The sequence below is a fragment of the Olleya sp. 1-3 genome, from assembly GCF_002836085.1.
GTDB lineage: Bacteria > Bacteroidota > Bacteroidia > Flavobacteriales > Flavobacteriaceae > Olleya > Olleya namhaensis.
Map to the genome: position 1 here is coordinate 30,087 of NZ_PJBW01000010.1, position 25,435 is coordinate 55,521.

Sequence of the window (25,435 nt, forward strand, 5' to 3'; positions counted from 1 at the left end):
TTATTTACGCAACCTTTTACTACATTTAACATCTAATAATGGTATAGCTTTTGATAAGTTATACGCTTTAATCAATCAACCTAATTTATGAAAAAAACACATTTATTATTCGTTTTATTATTAACATCCTTTTATGGATTTGCTCAAAAAGACATTGAAACAACTACAAAAAAAAATGAAATTTCATCAAATTTATTTGACTTAGTAGTCGCAGGATCATTTAACGTTAATTACGAACGTTATTTAGAAAAAAATCAGTCGCTTTTTATTGGAGCAACGTTTTTTGACACTTATGCTTACTATGATACTGGATATATAAAAGACTCTGATGCTATTAGTCTTAAAGCAGCATATGTTATCTATTTTTCAAAGAAAAAAGATCATGCTGGTTTTTACTTTTATCCGCAAGCCAAACTTAGAACAGGAACTGTAACTGTAGAAGATTATTACTATTACGACTATATTAGTGACACTAATGTAGAAGAAGAATATACGTATGATGTAGACGGTTTTTCTTTAGGCTTTGGTATTGGTCATAAATGGGTGTTTAATGACACTTTTACGTTGGGAATTAACGGAGAAATAGCAAGAAATCTTGGTAGTATTGATGATGATTACTTGGATAATGTTGAGCCAAGATTTGGAATTAATTTTGGAATTAGATTCTAACATTTAAATTAAAAAATAAAAAGCCCAAACTAATTAGTTTGGGCTTTTTATTTTTTATTACATCTACTTTTGAAAGCTATTACATCTTCATTAGCCACTCTTTTACATCAACTTCTTTTTTGATGATGTCTTTAAGATCTGAGATAGCAACACGTTTTTGTTCCATTGTGTCTCTATGTCTAATAGTAACCGTATTATCCGTTAAAGTGTCGTGGTCTACTGTAATACAAAATGGTGTACCATTAGCATCTTGACGTCTGTAACGTTTACCAACCGCATCTTTTTCGTCATAAAACACATTAAAGTCCCATTTAAGATCTTCAACAATTTGTTTTGCTACTTCTGGTAAACCATCCTTTTTTACTAAAGGAAAAATAGCTGCTTTTACTGGCGCTAAAACCGCTGGTAATTTCAATACAGTTCTTGTTGTATTGTTATCTAATTCTTCTTCAACTAAAGCATTAGAAAATACTGCTAAAAACATACGATCTAAACCAATAGACGTTTCTAAAACGTATGGCGTATAACTTGCGTTGTCTTCGTGGTCAAAATACTGAAGTTTTTTACCTGAAAATTCTTCGTGTTGTTTTAAATCAAAATCTGTACGAGAATGTATTCCTTCTAATTCTTTAAAACCAAAAGGGAATTTAAACTCGATATCTGTAGCTGCATCAGCATAATGGGCCAATTTTTCGTGATCATGGAAACGGTAATTATCTTGCCCCATTCCAAGAGAAAGGTGCCATTTCATTCTAGTTTCTTTCCAATGTTCAAACCATTTTTTCTGAGTCCCAGGTTTGATAAAAAATTGCATTTCCATTTGTTCAAACTCACGCATTCTAAAAATAAATTGTCTTGCAACAATCTCATTTCTAAACGCTTTACCTGTTTGCGCGATACCAAAAGGAATTTTCATTCTTCCTGTTTTTTGAACATTCAAGAAGTTTACAAATATACCTTGTGCTGTTTCTGGACGTAAATATAAATCCATTGCAGTCTCTGCTGTTGCACCAAGTTTGGTACCAAACATTAAGTTAAACTGTTTAACATCCGTCCAGTTTCTGCTTCCGCTTAAAGGACAAGCTATTTCTAACTCTTCTATTAATGCTTTAACATCTGCTAAATCTTCAGCTTCTAAAGATTTTCCTAAACGTTTTAAGATGGTATCAATTTTTTCTTGATATCCAAAAACTCTTGGATTAGTAGAAATAAATTCTTGTTTGTTGAAAGCTTCGCCAAAACGTTTTTCCGCTTTAGCGACTTCTTTATCGATTTTTGCTTCAATTTTAGCACAATAGTCTTCTACCAAAACATCAGCTCTATAACGTTTTTTAGAATCTTTGTTGTCAATTAAAGGGTCGCTAAATGCATCTACGTGTCCTGAAGCCTTCCAAGTGGTTGGATGCATAAATATTGCAGCATCAATACCTACAATATTGTCGTGCATTTGCACCATTGCTTTCCACCAATAGTCACGTATGTTTTTCTTTAATTCTGCTCCGTTTTGAGCGTAGTCGTAAACTGCGCTAAGTCCATCGTAGATTTCACTACTTTGGAATACGTAACCATACTCCTTTGCGTGAGAGATTACTTTTTTAAATTGATCGTCGTTGTTTGCCATAATAGTACAAAGATAAACGATAAATAAAAGTGTACAACCAAAAATTGATTAGTCTTTTTGACAAGTATAAACAAAAGCTGGAGGAACGTTTAAAGGCTCGAAACCTAAATCTACGTTGCCTTTAAAAATTTCTTTTAATGCAGAATAATAAGTAAGACTATATTGGTATTGAAAGAAATACCCTTTTGGATTTAAACTTTTGTAAGCGCTATCTAAAATAACAGCCGAAATTGGCTTAGGAATATTAGTTAATGGCAAACTAGAAACAATGTAATCTGTAGATGAAAAACCATGTTGTTTAATCACTTCTAATACTTTATCTGCGGATTGGTTAGACACAATTAATCTTGAATCTTCAATTTTAAGCAAAGCCTTATAAAAACTATCATTTATTTCAAAAGTAATTAAAGTAGCATCCGGTTTTAATCTTGCTAAAATCTCTTTAGTTATAATCCCATTTCCAGGTCCAAACTCTACTACTAATTTTGTTGTTTCAAAATCTATACTCTTCAATAATTTTGACGCCAAGAATCTAGAACTAGGAAACAATGTCCCAGAAGTTTTTAAACTTTTAAGTGATTCTTTTAAAAAGTTGATTTTGTTCAAAAAAGGATTTTTTAGAGATAATTTTAACGAATATATGATTTTTATTTATTCGTGTAAACGCAAAAATAAAACCATTACGAATGTAACGGTTTTATTTGTATAATATTTAACGCTATTTAAGTGTTACAGAAGTACTTCCAAGCCTAGTATTATCGTGGAAAATATTTACAAAATACACACCTTTAGTTAAAGGCTGATCAACATCTGTAGTAATTATTGCATCTAGGTTTATGTCTTCATTTTTATAATCCAAAATGATTTTTTTACTATAAATTAAAGATTGTTTACCAAAAGATACAGACCCTTGATCTGCAACAACATTGTTACTAGGACTTAAAATTTGTATGAAAATATCCTTTTTACCTTCGTTAACAAACTTATTTTTAGATACAGTAAATGCTACATGAAGTTTATTAGACTTATAAGACTTATTAGTCCCTACAATACGATTTTTGGTAATACGTTTTACAGCTTTTGCATTAAGCTTACCTATCTCTAAATGGCTAGCAGCTTCAATTTTTTTAGAAAGTTGCGTATTATTAAAAGCTAAATCTTTATTCTCAGATTTTAAAGCATTAGTTATGCTTCTAGCTCCTTGAAGATCCTCTTCAACTTTGGCTGTTTTTATGGATAAGCGTTGGTTTTCGTTTTCAAGTTTAGATACTAAAGCTAGGACCTCTGCTTTTTCTTTTTGCAGAAGTTTAATTTTAGATCTATAAACAGATAATAAAGATGCACTTGGTTTTAATACTCTTATGGAATCTAAAATACGTTCTATTTTAAATTTAGACTGTTCAAGTTTGTCATTTAGCACAACACTATTAACTTCAACTTCGTCATAACGTACTATCATTTCTGATAATTCAATCTCTAAAAGTTTTTTTTCTTGAATGACATAAGTGTTATAACTTTCTAACTTATCTAAGTTAAAATAGCTAAAAGTACCTAAAGACACCAAAGCAATAACCAAGCAACCAATTACTAATCTATAGTTGTAAGTATGAGGGATAACTATCATGTATAAATTAATTACAAATAAAATTATTGATTTAAAATATGGTTTACTGTTAAATACCGATGAAGAGGTGAAAAAATTGTTAAAGTAACCTTTTAAGCTAAAAAAAAGACTTCAATATAATTTTCAAACCCCATTAAAATAAGAGTTTTCGTACGGTTTTAATATTATTTAAGGGTCATTGTTGTTTTACCAATTAATCTACTTTTATGGTACACAGTAACATAGTAATCGCCTTTTTGAAAAGACTGATCCTCAGATGGTTTAACAAACAAACACTGCTCTAAGTTTTTGTTTTTATAGTCCACCATTATTTTCTTACTGTAAATTAAAGAGGATGCTCCTGTATTAAACACCCCTTGATCTCCAACAACATTATTTAAAGGATCTACTATTTGTACATAAAGTTCCTTTTTACCTTTTACTGTAAACTTATTTTCAGGAATAGTAAAACACACATTAATTTGTTTTGCTCGTCTTGCTGTGGTAGTACTTTTAATATCCCCGCTGTTAGTCACACGCCTAACACCTTGCACAGCAATACTGGAAATACTTAAGACCTTAGCCTTATTTATCTTTTCTTGGTACTTACTGTTAATAATAGATAAAGTTGAGTTTTTGCTTTCTAAATGCTCAGAAAATGAAATAGTTTGATCAAGCTCTGCGCCTACGCGGATGGCTTCTTGTTTTAAAAATTCGTTTTCAGCGTTTAATTTCTCAACTAAAGCTAAAATACTATTGTTTTCATTTTTTAAGACTTGCAATTGCTTCTTGTAGTGAGACACTAAATAAACATCTGGTTTTAGATATTTAACAGAATCTAAGATGCGTGCAATTCTAATTCTAGAATTATCCAATTTAGTTTGCAAATCTCTATTATCAAAACGCAATGAATCGTAGCTAGCTACCATTTGACTAAGCTCTGATTCTACCATAGCATTTTCGTCAATTAGAAACTCATGATACTCGTTTAAAGACGAATAATTATTATAAGCGAAATAACCTAAAGCGCACATTAATGTTGATAGCGCAACAATAACTAACCTTAGATTATAGATTTGGGATTTTATAATCATTAGTTTAATATTTGATGCAAAACTATTGCTAATATATCTATATGTAATAATTTTTCGATAACTTGATTAAAATCCGTGCTAAAGTAATTTTGAAAGTTTTTAAAAGGATTTATATGCACTTCATCTAAGTTACAACCCGCATTAAACCAATATTTTATGAGCTTTAAAGCCTTAGCTGATTTATTTTTCCCAAAGGTCTGCAACGCGTGTAAAAGCCTCCTATCCGATAATGAATCCTTTTTATGCACCACCTGTAGACACGTCTTGCCAACCACAGATTATCACACCTCTAAAGACCCCTTTGTAAAAAACGTGTTTTACGGTAGGGCACAAATAGAAGCAGCTACAGCTTTACTAAGGTTTGAAAAAAAAGGTATTGTACAACACCTACTCCACCAACTTAAATACGGAAAAAATGAAGAAGTAAGTAGTTTTCTAGGCGAATGGCTAGGAGAAGAACTAAAACAATGTACCGATTACAAAGCTATAGACTTGGTTATCCCTGTGCCATTACATCCAAAAAAGATAAAAAAAAGAGGCTATAATCAATGTGCAGAATTTGGTAAAAAAATTGCCCAAGCCTTGCAAACCATTTATAATGATGATCTTTTAATTAAGGTAACAACAACCGCAAGCTCTCAAGCTTCTAAAAAAAGACTGGAACGATGGCAATTAAATAACGAAACCTTTGCAGTAACACAATTGTCACAACTTAAAAACAAACACATCTTATTGGTGGATGATATTATTACCACCGGAAACACATTAGAAGCTTGTATAATAGAATTAAAAAAAGCTGAAAATGTAAAAATAAGTGTCGCTACAATGGCAATAGCCTAGTGCATTTTTCGTTAAAACATAAATATGTTGTTAATTTGTAACCACATTTAAAATCATATGCAAAACCGTCTCTTAAATTTTTGTTTTTATTGCGTTTTAGCGCTTACTTTTATTAATTGCGCCAATAGAGGTAATATTACTGGAGGAGAAAAAGATGTTACACCTCCTAAAATCAGATATTCTGAGCCTGCTAACTTCTCGACAAATTTTAATAGTAAAGAGATTAAAATATATTTTGACGAATATATTAAAACAAAAGATCTAACCAAACAACTGGTTATATCGCCTCCAATGAACACAAAACCGGACATTACACCTTTAGGAAGTCCAAGTGAGTACATCAAAATCAAGATTCTTGACACGTTAACGCCTAATACAACTTACGCCATTAACTTTGGTAATAGTATTGTGGATAATAACGAAGAAAACCCTTATCCTTATTATAGGTATGTGTTTTCAACAGGAGATTACATAGATTCGTTATCTGTAAAAGGAAGCGTTATGGATGCAATAAAAAGAACAACAGATCCTTTTATCTCTATTCATTTATACGAAGCAGATTCGACTTACACAGATTCTATTGTATATAAAGAAAATCCTAAATACATTACTAACACTTTAGATAGCACCACTAATTTTAAACTAGAAAACTTAAAAGCAGGAGCTTACAAGCTTATTGCTTTAAAGGATAATAATTCCAATAATAAGTTTGACCAAAAATCAGACGAAATTGGTTTTTACGAAGAATTTATAACCGTATCTGCAGATACTTCTGCGTTTTACGAATTAAAAATATTTAAAGAAGAAATAGACTATAAAGCAGAAAGTGCTCGTTTAGTTTCTGGCGAAAAAATAGCATTTGGTTTTGAAGGTGAAGACTACAAAGACATGACAATTGATTTATTGTCTGACGCGCCTAAAGACTATAGTTACAGTTATTTTAAAGATAAAAAAACAGATACACTAAACTATTTTTACAAACCAAAATTAGAGGTGGACTCATTAGTATTTAAAGTAACTAACAGAACTAAAATAGACACTTTTACAGTTAGAATAAAAGATAACAAACGCGACTCGTTACTAGTAAAAGCTAGTCCAAGTAGTAATATTGACTTTTTTGAAACCTTAAAGCTATCGGCTAATATTCCGATATCAAAATTTGACAAAAGCAAAATAACCATATTAGACAAAGATTCTACAAAGGTTAGTTTCACTACTAAATTAGATACTTTACAAAACACAATAGAGGTCGACTTTGATAAAACGGAAGACAATTTATACAAGATCCAATTACTACCAAGTACAATTACGGACTTTTACAACTTACCTAATGACACTTTAAATTTTAATTTAAGAACCGTTAAAGAATCTGGTCTTGGTAATGCCAGGGTTATTCTAAAAAATGCAACTTACCCGCTAATCGTTCAGTTTTTAAACAAAACAGGTGAAGTAAAATATGAGCAATATGCCACAACGCCAAAACCATTAGATTTTTTCTTTTTAAAACCAGGAGAATACTATGTTAGAGTTATCTACGATACCAATAAAAATAGAAAATACGATTCAGGAAACTTTCTTAAAAAGCAACAAGCAGAACGTGTAAGTTATGCTAAAAAAGTAGAAGAAATTAGATCAGGCTGGGAAGTTATTATAGATTTTACTCTAAACTAAATACATCTTTATCTTCTAAAAATCTAAGTTTGTTTCTAGTGTTGTCCACATGAGATTTAGACAACACGACTTCTGTTACACCTTCTGTATTTGGCTTTAAGTTAGTAAGCATATTTCCTAACACATTATAAGCAGCAGAATGTCCTGGATATTCGTAATTATTAGCGTCTAAACCAACCCTATTTACACCAATGCAATAGCACATGTTTTCAATTGCTCTAGCCTGCAACAAAGTATCCCAAGCGTTAATACGTTTTGTTGGCCAATTAGCTACGTATAATAGTATATCAAAATTGTCTTGTATTCTAGCCCATACAGGAAAACGCAAATCATAACAGACCAAAGGTTTTATTTTAAACCCCTTGTAATCTACTATCACTACTTGATCACCTTTAGCATACACCTTGTCTTCTCCTGATAAAGTAAAGGTGTGACGCTTGTTATAACTATCTATTTTACCATCGGGATGCACAAACACTAATCGATTATAGTATTGCCCACTATCTTCAATAACTATACTCCCAACAATAGCAGCCATTTTCTGTTTAGCCAAAGCTAACATCCATTGCACGGTAGCACCTTCCATAGTTTCTGCAACCAATTGCGGAGACATTGTAAATCCAGAAGTAAACATTTCTGGCAACACAATAAGATCAACAGTATTGGTTAAGCTTTCAATTTTTTGTGTGAAGTTTAGCCTATTCTCAATTGGGTTTTCCCAAGCCAAGTTAGCCTGAATAATTGCTACGTTTAATTTATTATCCAATTTGTATGATTTAAGATCTTGTTATGACTGTGCGATTAACTTTACTCTAAAAATAAACAGAAATTACAACAAATGGACACCCATTAAACAATTCTTAATTTTTTAAGCAAATCTGCTTTGTAAGTTCTACCAATAGGCAAACGCTGCGTATTAATAAAGACCTCATTTCCTGATATTTTACTCACGTAAGTAGCGTTAATTATATATGATTTGTGAATTTGAATAAAGTCTTGCTTCGGTAGTTTTTCAACCCAATTTTTAAGAGAATCTATATAAGACAGTTTTTGTGTTTTAGTAACTACAGTAATATAGTTTCTATCAGATTCTAAATACAAAATTTCACTTAATACAATTTTATGTAGTGTTTTATCCACATTCAAGAAAATAGAATCCTCAACCACTTTACTATCTACTGTATTAATATCTATGGTGTTATTTGCTCTGTCTTCCGCTTTGTTTACAGCTTTTAAAAAACGATCAAAACCAAAAGGTTTCACTAAATAATCGACAATTGTATCTAACTCAAAACAGCTCACTGCATAATCCGGATAAGCAGTTGTCATTATAATTGCAGGTGGATTTTTTACCGTTTTTATAAAATCTAAACCAGATATGTCTGGTAAATTAACATCCAAAAACACAACATCTGCTGTGCTTGTTTTAAAGTAATTATGAGCCTGAATAGCAGATTGAAATGTACCTAACAATTGCACATTAGGTAATTTACTTAAATAGTTTTTAAGTAAATTCTGGGCAGGTATTTCGTCTTCAATAATTATACAAGTCATGATAGATCTAAGGTTAAAATTACTTTAAACTGGTCTGTCTTTTCAATTTGTAACTGATGCTTATTAGGATACAACAAATCCAATCGCTTTTTTAGATTTTTGAATCCAATTTTAGAGTGGTTATCGTCCGTATTATTATGTTCAAAATCGTTGATACACGTACAAATCAACGTGTTTTCTTCTTCAGTAATTTGTATAAAAATAGTGCTATGTAATGTACTGTGTTTAAATGCATTTTCAATAATGGTAATTAACAATAAAGGTCCAATTTTAATGTAATCTGATTTTACATTAGTAGTATACTTGATATGCTTAACACCTTCTGTTCTTATCTTCTGAAACTTAATATAATTATCTAAAAATTGAAGTTCCTTATTTAAATCGACAAACTGAGCATTACTCTCATATAAGACATGCTTCAAATTGTCTGACAACATCAAAATAAGCTCAGGTGTTTCGTTTGGTTTTTCTATTGAATACGAATAAATAGTATTCAAATTATTAAACAAGACATGTGGGTTTATTTGAGATTTCAAAAACTTTAATTCCATTTTCTCATGCTGTTGTATCATGTATTCCTTTTGACTTTGCTCGTCCAAAAACCGAAATAACATCCAAATAAAAGAGAAAAATATTAATGGCACCAATGTCTGCCAAAGGTAGTCACTTAAGCATTTCATTATAGAACAACCACATTGTGCAAAGACATTACAATACAATTGCGTAGCAAAAAAAGATATTGCTATAAAAACTAAGCCATACCATTTATACCATTTTCGTTTTACAAAAAAGGGTAATAACACAAAATGGTTAACATATACAATGACACCTAAAATGGATAAATATTGCAAAAATGGGTTTTCGGCCCAATAATATCTGGAAAAGATAAATAAAGACACAAATACAAATAGCATCCAAAACAGCAGATGTACTAAGATTTGCGACGTATGTTTTTTTAAGTCTATCATAATTTAGCTTGAAAGTAAACCAAAAAGCTAAAACCATCAAAAAACAAAGTACAAAAACCAATAAAAGCAATGCAAACTGCAAAAAGTGTGTTGTTTATAAGCTTAAGTGTGTTGTTGGTTTAAATAATTACTAATCAATTAAAATTAAAGATAGATTTGAGTATATCAATCAAAAACAACACTTATGAAATTATTTGTATCCATTGCCCTTTTTTTAGTAACCCTTACCACCACAATTGCCCAAACAATAAATACTGAAGTTTTGGATGGCAAGGGACAGCCAAAGTTATTAGGAAAGATTAATAAAGATGGTCTTTTAAAAGACGGTTATAAAACGTGGTTTAATAAAAATCATGACGAGTATATAGCCAACGAAAAACTAATAAACACCTTTAAAGACTCGCTAAACAACTACACCATTAAAGTCTTTTTAGGTACTTGGTGTGGAGATAGTAAAAAAGAAGTTCCACGTTTTTACAAAGTACTAGAATTAGCTAATTTTAATATGGACAACTTAGAGGTCTTTGCTTTAGACAACACAAAAGAAAGCTACAAAAAAGGACCTAATGGAGAAGAAAAAGGATTTAACATCCATCGTGTCCCAACTTTTATTTTTTATAAAAATGGAAAAGAAATTAATAGAATAGTAGAGCATCCTGTTGAAACTTTAGAGCGCGACATTGAGAAAATAGTCACTAACCAACGTTATTTTGCTAAGTATTATGTTGCTAACATTACATTTTACAACTTAAAAGAAAAACCATTAGAAGACTTGATTGCGTTAGAATCTAACTTTTTAACGTATTTCCCAGACTACTCAGAAGGAAGCAAAGAATTAAATACATTGGGATACTGGCATTTAAAGGACAAGCAATTTGACAAAGCATTGTATCTTTTTGATTTAAACACTAAAATGTTCCCTAATAACCCCAACGTTTTTGATAGTTTAGGTGAAGCTTTTTATATGACTAAAAACTATAAGGAGGCTACAAAAAATTACAATAAAGTACTCCAATTTAAGCCTGAAGATAAAAACGCATTGGAGATGTTGGATAAAATAAGGGCTGAACAAAAATAGCCGAAATGACATTACAAATATAATCCCTTTTGATCAAAAAGGGATTATATTTATTATATCACACCTACACAATCTCCATCTTTTTAAGTAAGAAACTAGCATTCATATTTTGACAAATCCCTTTTTTAAAGGTGTAATCAAAATACAATTCATCGTCAATGATTTGCGCATCAAAATAGTGGTTTTTCACTTCTGATAAATGCTTTTCAATTTCGCATAAACTTAGATCGTGTGTAGCAATTATCCCGGTAGCATGACTGGCTACCAATTTTTCGACAAACTTGCGCGACCCAATAGCTTTATCTGTACTATTTGTTCCTTTTAGGATTTCGTCTAAAATAATAAAGTAATTATCCTGCTTAATAGCATCTACGATGTATTTTAAGCGTGTTAACTCAGAGAAGAAGTAACTACTGTCATCCGTTAAAGAATCGCTGGTACGCATGCTTGTAATTAATTTTACAGGACTATACACCGATGCTGTTGCACAAACTGGCAAACCAACATTAGCCATAACAATATGTAAAGACACTGTGCGCAAAAACGTACTTTTCCCTGCCATATTTGCACCAGTAATAATAAAAAACTGCTTGTTTTTTATTTCAAAATCATTATCCACACGTTTAGCAGATTTTAATAAAGGATGTCCTAATTGCGTGACTTTAGTATCCTTATTTTTATCTACTATTTGAGGATAGACATATTCTTGATGATTAAAAGCATAGTTTCCTAAACTGTTATAAGCATCAAAAAAAGCAACGACTTCAAACCAATCTTCAACTTTGTCTTTATAATTTTCTAACCACTGTTCTATTGTATACGTATGCTTTATGTCAGTTAAAAAATACCCATTCCCAAAAATAGCCGAGATTAAATTACTCCTGTTATCTAAAGCGTCCATTGCTTTTGATAGTTCTTTTAAAATCTGAGACGCTTTTTTGTCTTTTAATTGAATTTGAGCCTGCTTGCTAATTAGTAATTGTGACGTAAATGTTTCGGTTTCGATAGCTTTTAATAAAGAGGTGTATTGACGAAAAGTGTCTCGCATTTTATCTGCATTAGCACTCAGCCCATTTATTTTTTTGACATAACGTCCAGTAACAAATAAGCCGACAAATAACCAATACCCAATAGTAATTGGAGGTATTATTTTAGCAATTGCTAAACCAATAATTATAATAGTCAATACTGAAACTACTAAAGGCAATATCTTTATGTTTTTAGGTAATATGGACTCGTGCGCTTTTAAAAACTTTAGAATTGTAGCTCCTTTGGTCTCTACTTTAATTAGACTAGCATTAGCTTGAAATTGCTGTCTCCAATCTGATTTGTTAGCTAACTCTTTAATAGCGTCTTGCCTAAGTACAATATCATCTGTGACGTTAGCTTTTAAACTAGTTGCTAACTTTTCCGAACCTTCCTCTATTGCTGTTCTATTTATAAATTGAAAGAAACTACCTCTACCAAATAAATCAATATCTAAAGCATAATTATGGTTAGCCTCCTGAAACGTCAGACCATCCGGTTTTTCAAAAAAATCTCCAGAAGCAATCTTTAGCTCATCCTGATTAATTGTGATTAGCTCTTTTTTTAAATTGTAAACGGATTTAATATTGGTATATCGCGATAATAAAACTATAAACAAGACAATACCAAGTATTATAATAACAGAAAACAAGCCCCAATTACCAAACGTAAAATAGGCCCCAACCGCAGTGATTAGAAACACTAAAAGTCTAGCAATACTTAACGAGGTTAGCTGCTTGTAAAGCTTAGAAACTTCTGTTGTATAGTTTACAATATTACTGTTGTAATAAGAATTAGAATCCGTCATTTATATTAAAAATCTAAATTATCAAATTGAGTAAACACAGTTATAATAGTTTGTACTGCATCCTTATAAAATTGTTGATCAATGTTTTCAAAATCATCTGTTGGCTTGTGATAATCTTTATGGTCTGCTACTCCAAAATAGATAAAAGGGATCTTAGCTTTATGAAACGCTGCATGATCACTTGAATAGGTCCAATCATCTCCCTTTGTAACACCTTCGTGCCCTATTATTAGATCTGTAGTTCCAATATCTTTAAAATTAGCTATGATTGGTTTTAAAATTGGATAATGGTGACTCCCGACAGCAAATAACTGCTTGTCTTCACTTCTACTAATCATATCCATATTAAGATTCAATACGATATTTCTTTTTTGGATAGTATTGTCTTCAACAAAATGATAAGCCCCTTTTAAACCTAATTCTTCAGCATCAAAAGCTGCTAAAATAACATTATGTTTTGGCGGATACTTGGCAAAAAATTCCGCGAAAGCGAACAATGCACTAATACCCGATGCATCGTCATCTGCTCCATTATATATCTTTCCGTTTTTAACGCCTTCATGATCATAATGCGCAGATAATACAATGTATTTATCAGTGTTTTCTGTTCCTTTTATTAACCCTAAAATATTAACCGCATCGTAGCTTTTAGTTGTTTTAAATGTAAAAGATTGCGTATAATCTGGCACTAATGGAGTAACACCACGTGCAATAAATTGTTTAATTACAAATGCTCTTGCTAGCTCGCCACCTTTGGTTCCAGTTCTGCGACCTTGATAGGTGTCTGAAGATAATTCTTTTAAATTATCTAATAACGCAGTGGTATCAAACTTATAATCCACAGTAACTTGATTAGCATTGCTAGTTTTAGAAACATCAGTTACCGCTATGTCTCGCGTTGCTTTGTTATCAGATTTACAGCTAACTAATAGTACTAAAAGTAAAAGATATATAGATTTCATATAAGGGATATTTACATTATAAAAGTAACTAAAAAACCCAAGCTTATCGCTTGGGTTTTTATTTATTTAAGACTCTAAGCTAATGCCAAGAGTGACAATTATGTCTTTTTATCCTTTTAAACTTGCAGATAAATACTCACGATTCATACGTGCAATATTCTCTAAAGAAATTCCTTTAGGACATTCCACCTCACATGCTCCAGTGTTGGTACAGTTACCAAAACCTTCTTCATCCATTTGTTTAACCATGTTTAAAACACGCTCTGTAGCTTCTACTTTACCTTGAGGTAATAATGCAAATTGTGATACTTTAGCACCAACAAATAACATTGCAGAAGAGTTTTTACAAGAGGCTACACAAGCACCACAACCAATACAAGTTGCTGCTGAAAAAGCGTCATCTGCGTCTTGTTTATTTACAGGTATCGTGTTAGCATCAATTGTGTTTCCAGATGTATTTACAGAAATAAATCCACCTGCATGTTGTATACGATCAAATGCTGTTCTGTCTACAACTAAATCCTTAATTACAGGAAAAGCACTAGCTCTCCAAGGCTCAATAGTTATAGTCTCACCATCTTTAAACGTACGCATGTGTAACTGACATGTTGTAATTAAACGGTCAGGACCATGTGCTTCACCATTAATATATAATGAGCATGACCCGCAAATTCCTTCACGACAATCGTGATCGAAAGATACTGGCGACTCACCTTTTTCTATTAATTCGTTATTTAAAACGTCTAACATTTCTAGAAAAGACATATCCGGAGATATATTGCTGATTGGATAATCAACCATTTTCCCCTTATCGTTAGCGTTTGCTTGACGCCAAATTTTTAACGTTAAATTCATAGCTTTTCTTTATTTATAACTTCTTTCTTTTACTTCAATATTCTCATATGCTAATTCTTCTTTATGAAGTATAGCATCTTTTGGTTCTCCTTTGTATTCCCAAGCTGATACGTATTGAAACTCTTTGCGACGCATCGCTTCACCTTCAGGTGTTTGATACTCTTCTCTAAAGTGACCACCTGCAGACTCTTCACGTTGTAAAGCATCTTTAGCAAACAGCTCTCCTAATTCAAGGAAATCTGCTACACGACCTGCTTTAGCTAGTTCTTCGTTAAATTCATTCTGTGTTCCTGGCACACGTACGTCTTTCCAAAATTCTGCTCTAAGTTCAGAAATCTCAGTAATTGCAGACTTTAAATCCTCTGCGTTTCTAGCCATTCCACATTTATTCCACATGATTTTACCTAAACGCTTATGGAAATAATCAACAGAATGTGTCCCGTTGTTATTTATTAAATGATCGATATTCTTTCTTACTTCAGCTTCAGCTTCAACAAATTCTTTTGTATCTGTAGAAATTGGACCTGTTCTAATATCATCAGACAAGTAATCTCCAATAGTATAAGGTAACACAAAATATCCATCTGCAAGACCTTGCATTAAAGCAGATGCTCCTAAACGGTTAGCACCATGATCAGAGAAGTTTGCTTCTCCAATTGCATATAATCCAGGAACAGTTGTCATTAAGTTATAATCAACCCAAACACCACCCATTGTATAGTGTACTGCTGGATAAATCATCATTGGTGTGTTGTATGGATCTTGATCTACGATCTTCTCATACATTTGGAATAAGTTTCCGTATTTATTCTTGATTACTTCTTGTCCTAATTTTTTAACAAGTGCAGCATCGTTTTCGTCTAAACCTTTAACGTGAGCAGCTTCTTTACCGTAACGTTGAATTGCCGAAGCAAAATCTAAGAATACAGCTTCTCCAGTTGCATTAACTCCAAAACCAGCATCACAACGTTCTTTTGCTGCACGAGAGGCAACATCACGAGGCACTAAGTTTCCGAATGCAGGATAACGACGCTCTAGGTAGTAATCTCTATCTTCTTCAGCTAATTGTACAGGCTTTAATTTACCTGCTTTAATAGCCTCAACATCTTTCATGTGTTTTGGCACCCAAATACGTCCATCATTACGTAAAGACTCAGACATTAACGTTAGTTTAGACTGATGATCTCCAGAAACCGGGATACATGTTGGGTGAATTTGTGTGTAACAAGGGTTTGCAAAGTAAGCCCCACGTTTGTGTGCTTTCCATGCTGCTGTTACATTACTTCCCATCGCGTTAGTTGATAAGAAGAAAACGTTACCATAACCACCAGTTCCAAGAACTACAGCATGTGCTGAATGTCTTTCAATTTCTCCAGTAATTAAGTTACGTGTTATAATTCCACGAGCTTTTCCATCAACCTTAACAACGTCTAACATTTCGTGACGGTTGTACATTTTGATTTTACCACGACCAATTTGACGGTTCATAGCAGAATACGCTCCTAATAATAATTGTTGTCCTGTCTGTCCAGCTGCGTAAAAAGTACGTGATACTAATACACCACCAAATGAACGGTTATCTAATAATCCACCATACTCACGTGCAAAAGGAACCCCTTGAGCAACACATTGGTCAATTATATTTGCAGATACCTCAGCCAAACGGTATACGTTTGCTTCACGAGAACGGTAATCTCCTCCTTTTACAGTATCGTAAAATAATCTGTAAGTTGAGTCACCATCACCTTGGTAATTTTTTGCTGCGTTAATTCCTCCTTGTGCTGCAATTGAATGCGCACGTCTTGGAGAATCTTGAAAGCAAAATGCTTTTACGTTATATCCTAGCTCTGCTAAAGTTGCAGCAGCAGATCCACCAGCTAATCCTGTACCAACAACAATAACATCAATGTTACGCTTGTTAGCAGGGTTTACTAAGTCGATATGATTTTTATAATCTGTCCACTTATCTTTAATTGGACCTTGAGGTACTTTTGAATCTAAACTCATAGTAACTATATTTTTTAGTGGTTTAAAAAGTGAAAAACAGCAATAAAAATGAATCCTAATGGAATCCCGATTGCGTAGATTTTACTAAATCTTTTTAACCCTTTTGTGTATTTGTTATTTGCTCCAACAGACTGAAAAGCCGAATCAAAACCGTGTAATAAGTGTAGTGCTAAGAATACAAAAGCAATCACATAAAGTGCTACTCTCCATAAATCTACAAATTTGTGTTGTAGCTCTTCGTAGTATCTAAACCCACTTTCTGCATTGTTTGGATCCATAAGACCTGACATGTCACCAACAATAAATTTGGTGTTTATTTCTGGAAACCAGAAATCGTAAAAGTGAAGGCAAACAAATGCTAAAATTGCAGCACCACTCCAAATCATGTTTCTGCTCATCCAAGAAGAATTTGCTCCTCCATTGTTTTTTGCATAACTGATTTGTCTTGCTTTGTTGTTTTTAATTTCTAAAACAAATCCCATTACAAAGTGAAACACAACACCAAAAATTAATACAGGTTGTAATACATATTGCACTAACGGAAAAGTTCCCATAAAGTGAGATACCTCGTTAAAAGTATCTGGACTAAATACCGATAGTATGTTTATTGAAAAATGTTGAAGTAAAAAAAACATTAGAAAGAATGCTGAAAGTGCCATCGCAAACTTTCTTCCTATTGAAGAATTTAAAATTCCGCTCATTATAGTTGAAGTTAATTATTTGTTATACAAAGATAAGCCACAAGCGATATACTAACAAATTTTAAAACTTTTTTGTACTATTTAGAATGGGTTTAAGTAACAGCCCGCTACTCTACTTCAAAGTTTTTTTCTACACCTTCAATTTTAATTTTATATTGTCCTTTAGTCAGATAATACTTACCATTTTTAGCTTTATTGATATCGATAGCCGTATTTTCTTTCATTAAAGATTTTCTTCCTTTTTCATTAATCGTCAGATCGTAATCAATAAAATTAAACCCTTTATTTAGCATTACAGAAAAACGTTGCACTTCCTTACCGCTTTCCGTCAAGACCTCAACTTCTTTGTTACCAAAGACATCACTAAACACTTGAATTGTTGTGCTTGGTTCAAACGGTTGCATCCATTTACTCCAAGAGTTACCCCAACGTGAATAATATCTAATGGCATCCAAATCAAAAATGGTCATTTTACTATTTTGAGTCATTTGGGAATCAAACTTCTGCAAAGCAGCCACGTTTGTTTTATAAATTCCACGTCCGTGCGTACCTAACAACAAATCGTTACTTTCTTTGTGCATTTTAATATCATGAACGGCGACAGCAGGCAGATTTTTAGAAAATGCTTCCCATTGCCCTCCATTATTAAAACTTACATAGACCCCGTTATCAGTCCCTAAATACAAGATACTATCCTTTACTTCATCCTCTACAATCACATTTACTGGCGAAGTAGGAATGTTAGCACTTATTGACTTCCAAGTTTGTCCATAATCATCACTCATGTACACATACGTTGCAAAATCGTCAAATCTATAACCATTTAATGTCGCATAAACACGTTCTTTTTTATGCTTAGAAGCCACGACACGTGTCACCCATAAATCATTAGGCAAATTACCGGAGATATTTTCCCATGTTGCGCCTTGATTTTTTGTAACATGTATTAGCCCATCATCACTACCCACGTACATTAAACCAAACTCAAAAGGAGACTCGCTTATAGTCGCGATTGTACCGTAAGCTACATTTCCTTTTTTTCCACCTTGTGTTAAGTCTTTACTTATCGCTTTCCAAGTATTACCCTGATCTAAAGATCGCATCAACTTATTACCACCTAAATATAAAATATCCTGATTATGACGTGATAAATGTATTGGTGTTTGCCAATTAAAACGGTACGGCTTTTCTCCTAACTCATGCTTTGGTTGGATGTATGTTTGTTCTCCCGTATCCCTATTTAATCTAAAATAATTACCAAATTGGTATCCCGTGTAAACAATGTCTGGGTTACGATTATCAATCTCAATTTGCATACCATCACCTCCCATTATACTTCTCCATGGATACTCTCCGCTTTGATGCCAACTCTTGTCTTCCGGAGCATTATTTGCACCAACCCAAACACCATTATCCTGCAAACCGCCATACACACGATATGGTTTTTGATTGTCCACATTTATAGCATAAAATTGTCCAACAGAAGGCGAATTATTTTTCATCCAATTAACACCATCATCGTAAGTTATATTAACACCACCATCATTACCATTAATTAAATGATCAGGGTTTTTAGGATTTATCCAAAGCGCGTGATGATCTGCATGCACATTTTCTGCACTTATAGATGTAAATGTTTTTCCACCATCTTTAGATTTTAAAATAGGCACGCCATACACATAAATATCATTTTGATCTGCAGGAGACACATAAACATGCCCAAAATAGTAACCATAACTATAGTACAAATCATCCAGATAATCGGCATGCGTTTTAGACCATGTTTTTCCACCATCTGTACTTTTATAAACCTCCGCTCCAATAACCGGGGTGTCAAACAACATAGAATTAGCATCCTCTAAATAATGTGCTAAATCAATTGGTTTCACGTTTCCGCTACGTACCATTTGCTTTACATTTTCGGCTCTGTACTTTTCTTGAAACCCATTGGTCTTCAAAAAGCTGTTCAGTTTTTTATCCTCTAAACTTAAAAACTCAGACGTAGTCATGGTTTTAAAATCGTTCTTTTGTAAACCTCTTGTATTTGTTTTATTTCCGCTTGACGGTCTTCTAAATTGACTATCATGAATCGCATAAATAATATTATTATCGTAAATAGCCAATCCTATTCTACCAACACCATCACCTGTAGGAAACCCACTGTTTTCTGTAGACACTCTTACCCAAGATTCTCCTGCATCTGTACTTTTATAGATTGCTGAGTTATTTCCGCTTCCATCAAAGTTCCACGCTTTTCTATCCTTAGTCCATGAGGTTGCAAACATGGTGTTATAATCGCCAGAAACATGCTGCATGTCAATAATCCCACTGACATCATCAACATATAACGTCTTAGTCCAAGTATCACCGCCATCTTTAGTTTTATAAACCCCTCTATCTTCAGAGCTAGAATACAAAGCACCCGTTACACCAACCGTTACTTCGTTAACATTATTTGGATTAATTAAAATACGACCAATATGTTGCGAATTTGACAACCCAACATGCTGCCACGTCTTTCCGTTATCTGTAGATTTTAACATCCCGACACCAGAATATGAAGATCTAGACGCATTATTCTCTCCCGTACCAACCCATATAGTTTTAGATTGCCAATGCACTGCAATATCACCAACATTTTGTGTTTGAGAACTATCTAAAATAGGCACAAACGTCGTCCCATTATTAGTTGTATGCCAAACACCACCAGAAGCATACCCAACATAAAACTCCGTAGGGTCTTCGGGGTTTACTGCTAAATCCACAACACGCCCACTCATAACCGTTGGCCCAATGTTTTGGAACGCTACATTTTTAACTATTGAGTTGGTTTGTAATAGTGCTTTTTGCGTTAGTAAATCTTGTTGCGCGCTAACCGAACAAACAATAAATAGGGATAATATAAATCTTAGTTTCATGGTTGATTATTATAAGTTTTGAAGATACTGATAAAAGTAATATTGCCAAAGTAAAAACCCAAAACGCATCAGATTTTAAGAAACATTTATAAGTTATCTCTCTTAAAGTTATTACTTTTACGACTACTTATACTTTCCGCTTGACGGAAAAAAATAATTATAAAATATCTATACTATTTTGACTTTCGTCGAAATAAAAAATAATCTTATCCTATTATGAAATACAATAAAATAGACGCCTCACTTTTTGTAAAAAACCGTAAAAACTTTGCGTCTCAAATGAAGCCGAAAAGTATTGCTTTTTTTAACTCAAATGATATTTACCCAGTTAGTGCAGATAGCACTTTACCTTTTGAGCAACACCGTGATATCTTTTATTTAAGTGGTGTTGATCAAGAAGAAAGTATTTTAGTTTTATTTCCGGACTGTCCAAATCCTAAAAACAGAGAAGTTTTATTTTTAAAAGAAACTAACGCACATATTGCTGTTTGGGAAGGCGAAAAATTAACTAAAGACGCTGCATTAACAACTAGCGGAATTAAAACAGTTTACTGGTTACAAGACTTAGAAAAAGTCGTGTTTGAAATGATGACACAAGCCGAAACGGTTTACATCAACACAAACGAGCATTATAGAGCTAACGTAGAAACGGAGACAAGAGAAGACCGTTTTACAACTTGGATTAGAAATAAATACCCAGCACATACCGTTGCTAAAAGTAATCCTATTTTACAACGTTTAAGATCTGTAAAAGACCAAATAGAATTAGACTTAATCCAAACGGCTTGCGATATAACAAATAAAGGTTTTAGACGTGTGTTAAGTTTTGTAAAACCCGGCGTTATGGAATATAATATTGAAGCCGAGTTTATGCATGAGTTTTTAAACAACCGCTCTGATGGTTTTGCTTACACGCCAATTATTGGTTCTGGAAACAACGCCAACGTATTGCACTATATAGAAAACAACCAAGAATGTAAAGCTGGAGATTTAATATTGATTGATGCAGGAGCAAAATATGCCAATTACGCAAGTGATATGACACGTACAATTCCTGTCTCTGGTAAATATAACGACAGACAAAAAGCGGTTTACAATGCTGTTTTAAGAGTAAAAAACGAAGCAACTAAACTACTAGTTCCCGGAACTATTTGGGCAGATTACCATATTGAAGTGGGTAAATTAATGACTAGCGAGCTTTTAGGCCTAGGCTTACTTGACAAAGCAGATGTGCAAAATGAAAATCCTGACTGGCCTGCTTATAAAAAATACTTCATGCACGGAACCTCTCACCATATGGGATTAGACACGCATGATTATGGTATTTTAACTGAGCCAATGCAAGCTAACAATGTATTTACAGTAGAACCTGGAATCTACATTCCTGCAGAAGGTTTTGGTATTAGATTAGAAGATGATGTGGTTATCCAAAAATCTGGAGCTCCCTTTAATTTAATGAGAGACATCCCTATTGAAATTGAGGAAATTGAGGATATAATGAATAAGTAAAAAAAAGCAAAGCAACTAGAATTAGTTAAAAAAAAGAATTTATAGAATGGACAATTCATCTTTCGAAAAGGGAGAAAAATTTGAAGGTTTTGTTGAAAAACACTTATTTCCCGAATCAGATTATGACTTAATTCACAGAACTGATAGTTTTAGTCAAAACAGTAAAAGATATTCTGAAAACACTCTGAAACCAGACTTTAAACTCAGGTGTAAAAAATCAAAAAAAGAATTTTATATCGAAGCCAAATATCGTTCGTGCTTTAACTCCGACGATAAAGTTGAAATAATAAGCTTCCCACAACTAGAAAGGTTTAGAAAAATTCAAGCGGATGAAAATATAATAATATTTATAGCCGTAGGATTAGAAGGAACGCCAGAAAACCCCGACAAAATAAGCTTAATCCCTTTAAATGAACTAGCCTATTTAAAACTATACCCATCGTTTATTAATAAATTTAAAATCGAAAAAAACGTAGTCGCAAATGAAATAATAAATCTGTACGACCTTAATTACGAAAAAGACAAAAAGGAAAATTCTGCAAAAGAGAATGAGAATAAAAAAAGCACGAAACAAAGAAATATTTTATTAATAACATTATTATTGCTTATTATTTCTGCTTCTAGTTTTTATGCTTTTTATGAAACCACCGAAAGTAAAATTCGAAAGAAAACTGCCGAATATTATCAACATGTAGAAAATGGGGATCTCAATGCATTAAAAAACTATATAGCTCCTAAAGTTAATAATTGGTATGATAAATCAAATTTAACTTTTGAAGAAATTAAAACAGAAGCACATAATTATTTGAAAAAGTACCCAAAAAGCTCCACAGATATACAATGGGACACTTTTAAATTTTCAAAGCTAGGAGAAGATTATTTATGCACTTATAATTTAGTATACAAAATACAGTCTAAAAATAAATTTAAAGACAAAATCTTTCATTTAAAAATTAAATCCACATGGGGTAAGGATTTAAAAATAAAAAGCATTATTGAAGATAGACTATAAAAAACAGTTGTATTTACAAAACAAAAAAAAGCAAGCCCTAAAGCTTGCTTTTTCTCATTTTAAACCAAAACGGTATGACTCTCAAAAACATAACGCTGTAGCTTTTTCAAGGTTTCATGTTTATCACTAGTATTTATTAGTAGTGAGATGTTGTTATTACTTCCGCCGTAAGAAATCATACGCACAGTAACATCTTGTAAAATCTGGAATAGATTAGGCGTGTCTGGATGAAATATAATGGCATGACCAACCAAACAGACAATACTCATGTAATTATCAACCTCAACTACAGAAAAGCGCTCTAACTCTTCAACTATACTTTCTAAATGCGTGGTATTATCAATAGTTAAAGACACTGCGATTTCTGATGTTGTAATCATATCTATGGACGTTTCGTAACGCTCAAAAATCTCAAAAACCTTCTTTAAAAAACCATGTGCCAATAACATTCTAGCAGACTTTATTTTTATAGCCGTAATATTATCTTTTGCAGCAATTGCTTTTATCCCTTCTCCATGGACTTGATTCGTAATCAAGGTACCGTGTGCTTCTGGAGCCATTGTGTTTTTTAATCGCACCGGAATATCCAATGCACGCACAGGCATAACCGTTTGCGGGTGCAATATTTTAGCTCCAAAATAAGCCAACTCTGCAGACTCATCAAAAGACAAATTAGAAATAGCGGTTGTATTATCTACAAAACGTGGATCGTTATTATGAAAACCATCAATATCTGTCCAAATTTGCACTTCTTCTGCCTTTAAAACAGACCCAATTATAGTCGCCGTATAATCACTTCCTCCGCGCTGCAAATTAGCAATATTACCTTCTGCGTCGCGACTTATAAAACCTTGTGTGATATAAATATCTGCTTGTGACGTTTCTTTTAAAATACGATTTAAATTCTGCTGAATGTAATAATTATCAGGCTCGTTAGATTTATCAATACGCATAAAATCTAAAGCAGGTAACAACACTGCATTTATATTTTCTTGTTGTAAATAGTGACTAAAAATAAAGGTGGATAACAATTCACCTTGAGACACAATTTGATTATATAATATGTCATCATACAATCTATTAACCAGTGATTCTAGCGTATTAAAAACATCATTAACATAAACAAAGACCGTTTTATGCAATTCCGGATTAGTAATTAATTTTTTTATGGTCTTGTTGTACGTGTTTCTAAGTGCATCAATAACAATCAAAGCATCATCAGACTTATGGTTTTTAATATAATCTGTGATTTTTACTAAAGCATTAGTTGTTCCAGACATTGCTGATAAAACCACTACTTTTTGCTGCCCATTGTTAATAATGTTTTTAACATTAATCATGTTTTCAATAGACCCTACAGATGTTCCTCCAAACTTTAGTACTAACATAATATTTAAATTTTATAAGGCTAAATTACTTAGAGACTAAGAGATAGCCATAAAAATGAAAAAATTGTACTATTTTTACACAAATTGTTAAATAGTTAACAGAATGAAAACTATCGCCTCTTGCGTAGAAGACATATTAATCACGCAACCGTTTTTAGAAGAAGCATTGTCTAGAAGCATTATTAACTACTCTGCATTAGCCGAAGAATTGAACGCGCCAATTAGTGCCATGTTACGTAAACCCGTAAAATCTGGAGCTATTATGATGGCATTACGCAGATACAATACACCAAATACGTTACGTCATTCTTTAAAACTAAAAAGCACGCTACAAAATTTAGGAGATATCACGGTACGCTCTAACTTAAGTGATTTTACATTTCAGAATTCTGAAACCCTAATACAAAGTCACACCAAAATTTTAGATCAAGTAGAAGCTAATAAAGATATTTTTTACGCCTTTACACGAGGAATTTTTGAAAGTAATATTATTATATCGAATTCTGAAAACAAGAAAATATTAAAATGTTTTATTAACGAAAAACAGATTGGATTACAAGAAAATTTATCCGCAATCAGTATCCGTTTACCAAAAGACAACTCTAAAATATCAGGTTTATATTACCAAATATTTAAACGTTTGGCTTGGGAAAACATTCCGCTATACGAAGTTGTTTCCACCACCAATGAATTTACGGTATTAGTAGAAGATCACGTGGTTGATAAAGCGTTTTCGGTTATTAAAAACTTGAAGAATTAAGGAGTAACAACAACCAATTCTCCAGCGTCGATAGCCCTTTGATAATTAGCTTCAGCTGTAGCTTGAAAACCAAAAAACTTGCTACCATCTTTCATTTTTAAAACAACATAGGTTTTATCGTTTTTAGTAATAACATCTTCGACTAAAACAACCGTATCAATAACAGGTTTATAACTCGCTAATTTGCCCCGTTTAACCAAGATGTTTAGTGGCGGAAAATCTATGTGATTATAAAATTGACCTGATGGTGCTTTCACCTTCAGCACATCACCTACTTTAGGCTGACTTTGCGCAAAAGACACCACATACATACAAATAAAAACTAACGTTATTATTGCTTTTTTCATAACCCTAAATTTTAGCTATTATACAAATTTACTAACTAAAATTT

The 25,435-nt window shown here is 32.6% G+C and carries 22 protein-coding genes; 7 read left to right on the forward strand and 15 right to left on the reverse strand.

Features of this window, described 5'->3' with window-relative positions:
* The first annotated feature begins 87 nt into the window (after nucleotides 1-87).
* Nucleotides 88-669, forward strand: coding sequence for a hypothetical protein (locus tag CXF54_RS11140; RefSeq protein WP_090841655.1), 582 nt, complete (start codon nucleotides 88-90; stop codon nucleotides 667-669).
* A 79-nt stretch (nucleotides 670-748) separates the two neighbouring features.
* Here CXF54_RS11140 and CXF54_RS11145 read toward each other — a convergent pair whose 3' ends face one another.
* From CXF54_RS11145 to CXF54_RS11160, 4 genes are all read right to left on the reverse strand, one after another.
* Nucleotides 749-2,290, reverse strand: a complete 1,542-nt coding sequence (locus tag CXF54_RS11145; protein ID WP_101203605.1) for a glycine--tRNA ligase — start codon at nucleotides 2,288-2,290, stop codon at nucleotides 749-751.
* A 48-nt stretch (nucleotides 2,291-2,338) separates the two neighbouring features.
* Nucleotides 2,339-2,896, reverse strand: a complete 558-nt coding sequence (locus tag CXF54_RS11150; protein WP_090841659.1) for a class I SAM-dependent methyltransferase — start codon at nucleotides 2,894-2,896, stop codon at nucleotides 2,339-2,341.
* Between the two features lie 112 nt (nucleotides 2,897-3,008).
* Nucleotides 3,009-3,914, reverse strand: coding sequence for a hypothetical protein (locus CXF54_RS11155; RefSeq protein ID WP_101203606.1), 906 nt, complete (start codon nucleotides 3,912-3,914; stop codon nucleotides 3,009-3,011).
* Between the two features lie 164 nt (nucleotides 3,915-4,078).
* The gene (locus tag CXF54_RS11160; protein ID WP_101203607.1) at nucleotides 4,079-4,987 is read right to left on the reverse strand and encodes a hypothetical protein; all 909 of its coding nucleotides are present in this window, start codon (nucleotides 4,985-4,987) and stop codon (nucleotides 4,079-4,081) included.
* Between the two features lie 156 nt (nucleotides 4,988-5,143).
* On the opposite strand from CXF54_RS11160, the gene CXF54_RS11165 reads away from it, so the two are divergent.
* Nucleotides 5,144-5,827 carry a ComF family protein gene (locus tag CXF54_RS11165; protein WP_090841664.1) on the forward strand — a complete coding sequence of 228 codons (684 nt, stop codon included), beginning with the start codon at nucleotides 5,144-5,146 and terminating at the stop codon, nucleotides 5,825-5,827.
* A 57-nt stretch (nucleotides 5,828-5,884) separates the two neighbouring features.
* Nucleotides 5,885-7,498, forward strand: coding sequence for an Ig-like domain-containing protein (locus CXF54_RS11170; protein ID WP_101203608.1), 1,614 nt, complete (start codon nucleotides 5,885-5,887; stop codon nucleotides 7,496-7,498).
* Here CXF54_RS11170 and CXF54_RS11175 read toward each other — a convergent pair.
* From CXF54_RS11175 to CXF54_RS11185, 3 genes are all read right to left on the reverse strand, one after another.
* Entirely contained in the window at nucleotides 7,485-8,264 is a 780-nt protein-coding gene (locus CXF54_RS11175) for a nitrilase family protein (protein WP_101203609.1), read from the reverse strand. The two genes, CXF54_RS11170 and CXF54_RS11175, sit on opposite strands and share 14 nt — an antisense overlap.
* Before the next feature lie 83 nt (nucleotides 8,265-8,347).
* The gene (locus CXF54_RS11180) at nucleotides 8,348-9,052 is read right to left on the reverse strand and encodes a LytR/AlgR family response regulator transcription factor (RefSeq protein WP_101203610.1); all 705 of its coding nucleotides are present in this window, start codon (nucleotides 9,050-9,052) and stop codon (nucleotides 8,348-8,350) included.
* Entirely contained in the window at nucleotides 9,049-10,020 is a 972-nt protein-coding gene (locus CXF54_RS11185; RefSeq protein WP_232782611.1) for a sensor histidine kinase, read from the reverse strand. Before CXF54_RS11185 ends, CXF54_RS11180 begins: the two co-directional genes overlap by 4 nt.
* Nucleotides 10,021-10,204: 184 nt before the next feature.
* Between CXF54_RS11185 and CXF54_RS11190 the strand changes: the two genes are divergently transcribed.
* Nucleotides 10,205-11,098 (forward strand): thioredoxin family protein, encoded by an 894-nt coding sequence (locus CXF54_RS11190; RefSeq protein WP_101203611.1) that lies wholly within the window; start codon nucleotides 10,205-10,207, stop codon nucleotides 11,096-11,098.
* Nucleotides 11,099-11,162: 64 nt separating this feature from the next.
* On the opposite strand, the gene CXF54_RS11195 is transcribed toward CXF54_RS11190, so the two are convergent.
* The 6 genes from CXF54_RS11195 to CXF54_RS11220 all read right to left on the reverse strand — a co-directional run bounded on the left by CXF54_RS11195 (nucleotide 11,163) and on the right by CXF54_RS11220 (nucleotide 20,375).
* Nucleotides 11,163-12,932, reverse strand: coding sequence for a MutS-related protein (locus CXF54_RS11195; RefSeq protein ID WP_101203612.1), 1,770 nt, complete (start codon nucleotides 12,930-12,932; stop codon nucleotides 11,163-11,165).
* A 5-nt stretch (nucleotides 12,933-12,937) separates the two neighbouring features.
* Nucleotides 12,938-13,894 carry a M28 family peptidase gene (locus CXF54_RS11200; protein WP_101203613.1) on the reverse strand — a complete coding sequence of 319 codons (957 nt, stop codon included), beginning with the start codon at nucleotides 13,892-13,894 and terminating at the stop codon, nucleotides 12,938-12,940.
* A gap of 108 nt (nucleotides 13,895-14,002) precedes the next feature.
* On the reverse strand, nucleotides 14,003-14,749 hold the full coding sequence (locus CXF54_RS11205; protein ID WP_090841681.1) for a succinate dehydrogenase/fumarate reductase iron-sulfur subunit: 747 nt from the start codon (nucleotides 14,747-14,749) through the stop codon (nucleotides 14,003-14,005).
* Between the two features lie 9 nt (nucleotides 14,750-14,758).
* Nucleotides 14,759-16,756 carry a fumarate reductase/succinate dehydrogenase flavoprotein subunit gene (locus tag CXF54_RS11210; RefSeq protein ID WP_090841683.1) on the reverse strand — a complete coding sequence of 666 codons (1,998 nt, stop codon included), beginning with the start codon at nucleotides 16,754-16,756 and terminating at the stop codon, nucleotides 14,759-14,761.
* A gap of 14 nt (nucleotides 16,757-16,770) precedes the next feature.
* Nucleotides 16,771-17,457 (reverse strand): succinate dehydrogenase cytochrome b subunit, encoded by a 687-nt coding sequence (locus CXF54_RS11215; protein ID WP_090841685.1) that lies wholly within the window; start codon nucleotides 17,455-17,457, stop codon nucleotides 16,771-16,773.
* A gap of 107 nt (nucleotides 17,458-17,564) precedes the next feature.
* Nucleotides 17,565-20,375: a WD40/YVTN/BNR-like repeat-containing protein gene (locus CXF54_RS11220; protein WP_101203614.1), complete on the reverse strand. Its 2,811-nt coding sequence runs from the start codon at nucleotides 20,373-20,375 to the stop codon at nucleotides 17,565-17,567.
* 216 nt (nucleotides 20,376-20,591) lie between these two features.
* Here CXF54_RS11220 and CXF54_RS11225 point away from each other — a divergent pair, with 216 nt between their 5' ends.
* Together CXF54_RS11225 and CXF54_RS11230 are read left to right on the forward strand one after the other, a co-directional pair.
* Nucleotides 20,592-21,884: an aminopeptidase P family protein gene (locus CXF54_RS11225; protein WP_101203615.1), complete on the forward strand. Its 1,293-nt coding sequence runs from the start codon at nucleotides 20,592-20,594 to the stop codon at nucleotides 21,882-21,884.
* Between the two features lie 46 nt (nucleotides 21,885-21,930).
* Nucleotides 21,931-22,896, forward strand: a complete 966-nt coding sequence (locus CXF54_RS11230) for a hypothetical protein (protein WP_101203616.1) — start codon at nucleotides 21,931-21,933, stop codon at nucleotides 22,894-22,896.
* Between the two features lie 59 nt (nucleotides 22,897-22,955).
* Here the strand turns inward: CXF54_RS11230 and CXF54_RS11235 are convergent, their stop codons facing one another.
* Nucleotides 22,956-24,284 carry an aspartate kinase gene (locus CXF54_RS11235; protein WP_101203617.1) on the reverse strand — a complete coding sequence of 443 codons (1,329 nt, stop codon included), beginning with the start codon at nucleotides 24,282-24,284 and terminating at the stop codon, nucleotides 22,956-22,958.
* Nucleotides 24,285-24,387: 103 nt separating this feature from the next.
* Here CXF54_RS11235 and CXF54_RS11240 point away from each other — a divergent pair, with 103 nt between their 5' ends.
* Entirely contained in the window at nucleotides 24,388-25,044 is a 657-nt protein-coding gene (locus CXF54_RS11240) for a hypothetical protein (protein ID WP_090841695.1), read from the forward strand.
* Here the strand turns inward: CXF54_RS11240 and CXF54_RS11245 are convergent.
* Nucleotides 25,041-25,391, reverse strand: a complete 351-nt coding sequence (locus tag CXF54_RS11245) for a hypothetical protein (protein ID WP_101203618.1) — start codon at nucleotides 25,389-25,391, stop codon at nucleotides 25,041-25,043. The two genes, CXF54_RS11240 and CXF54_RS11245, sit on opposite strands and share 4 nt — an antisense overlap.
* Nucleotides 25,392-25,435: the final 44 nt, after the last annotated feature.

What these genes read in the sequence shown, in the direction of transcription:
- CXF54_RS11220 (WP_101203614.1), bottom strand. Translation starts at nt 20,375, where the DNA reads ATGAAACTAAGATTTATATTATCCCTATTTATTGTTTGTTCGGTTAGC.
- CXF54_RS11160 (WP_101203607.1), bottom strand. Translation starts at nt 4,987, where the DNA reads ATGATTATAAAATCCCAAATCTATAATCTAAGGTTAGTTATTGTTGCG.
- CXF54_RS11190 (WP_101203611.1), top strand. Translation starts at nt 10,205, where the DNA reads ATGAAATTATTTGTATCCATTGCCCTTTTTTTAGTAACCCTTACCACC.
- CXF54_RS11205 (WP_090841681.1), bottom strand. Translation starts at nt 14,749, where the DNA reads ATGAATTTAACGTTAAAAATTTGGCGTCAAGCAAACGCTAACGATAAG.
- CXF54_RS11245 (WP_101203618.1), bottom strand. Translation starts at nt 25,391, where the DNA reads ATGAAAAAAGCAATAATAACGTTAGTTTTTATTTGTATGTATGTGGTG.
- CXF54_RS11180 (WP_101203610.1), bottom strand. Translation starts at nt 9,052, where the DNA reads ATGACTTGTATAATTATTGAAGACGAAATACCTGCCCAGAATTTACTT.
- CXF54_RS11170 (WP_101203608.1), top strand. Translation starts at nt 5,885, where the DNA reads ATGCAAAACCGTCTCTTAAATTTTTGTTTTTATTGCGTTTTAGCGCTT.
- CXF54_RS11185 (WP_232782611.1), bottom strand. Translation starts at nt 10,020, where the DNA reads ATGATAGACTTAAAAAAACATACGTCGCAAATCTTAGTACATCTGCTG.
- CXF54_RS11210 (WP_090841683.1), bottom strand. Translation starts at nt 16,756, where the DNA reads ATGAGTTTAGATTCAAAAGTACCTCAAGGTCCAATTAAAGATAAGTGG.
- CXF54_RS11235 (WP_101203617.1), bottom strand. Translation starts at nt 24,284, where the DNA reads ATGTTAGTACTAAAGTTTGGAGGAACATCTGTAGGGTCTATTGAAAAC.
- CXF54_RS11155 (WP_101203606.1), bottom strand. Translation starts at nt 3,914, where the DNA reads ATGATAGTTATCCCTCATACTTACAACTATAGATTAGTAATTGGTTGC.
- CXF54_RS11145 (WP_101203605.1), bottom strand. Translation starts at nt 2,290, where the DNA reads ATGGCAAACAACGACGATCAATTTAAAAAAGTAATCTCTCACGCAAAG.
- CXF54_RS11225 (WP_101203615.1), top strand. Translation starts at nt 20,592, where the DNA reads ATGAAATACAATAAAATAGACGCCTCACTTTTTGTAAAAAACCGTAAA.
- CXF54_RS11240 (WP_090841695.1), top strand. Translation starts at nt 24,388, where the DNA reads ATGAAAACTATCGCCTCTTGCGTAGAAGACATATTAATCACGCAACCG.
- CXF54_RS11230 (WP_101203616.1), top strand. Translation starts at nt 21,931, where the DNA reads ATGGACAATTCATCTTTCGAAAAGGGAGAAAAATTTGAAGGTTTTGTT.
- CXF54_RS11215 (WP_090841685.1), bottom strand. Translation starts at nt 17,457, where the DNA reads ATGAGCGGAATTTTAAATTCTTCAATAGGAAGAAAGTTTGCGATGGCA.
- CXF54_RS11195 (WP_101203612.1), bottom strand. Translation starts at nt 12,932, where the DNA reads ATGACGGATTCTAATTCTTATTACAACAGTAATATTGTAAACTATACA.
- CXF54_RS11165 (WP_090841664.1), top strand. Translation starts at nt 5,144, where the DNA reads ATGAGCTTTAAAGCCTTAGCTGATTTATTTTTCCCAAAGGTCTGCAAC.
- CXF54_RS11140 (WP_090841655.1), top strand. Translation starts at nt 88, where the DNA reads ATGAAAAAAACACATTTATTATTCGTTTTATTATTAACATCCTTTTAT.
- CXF54_RS11200 (WP_101203613.1), bottom strand. Translation starts at nt 13,894, where the DNA reads ATGAAATCTATATATCTTTTACTTTTAGTACTATTAGTTAGCTGTAAA.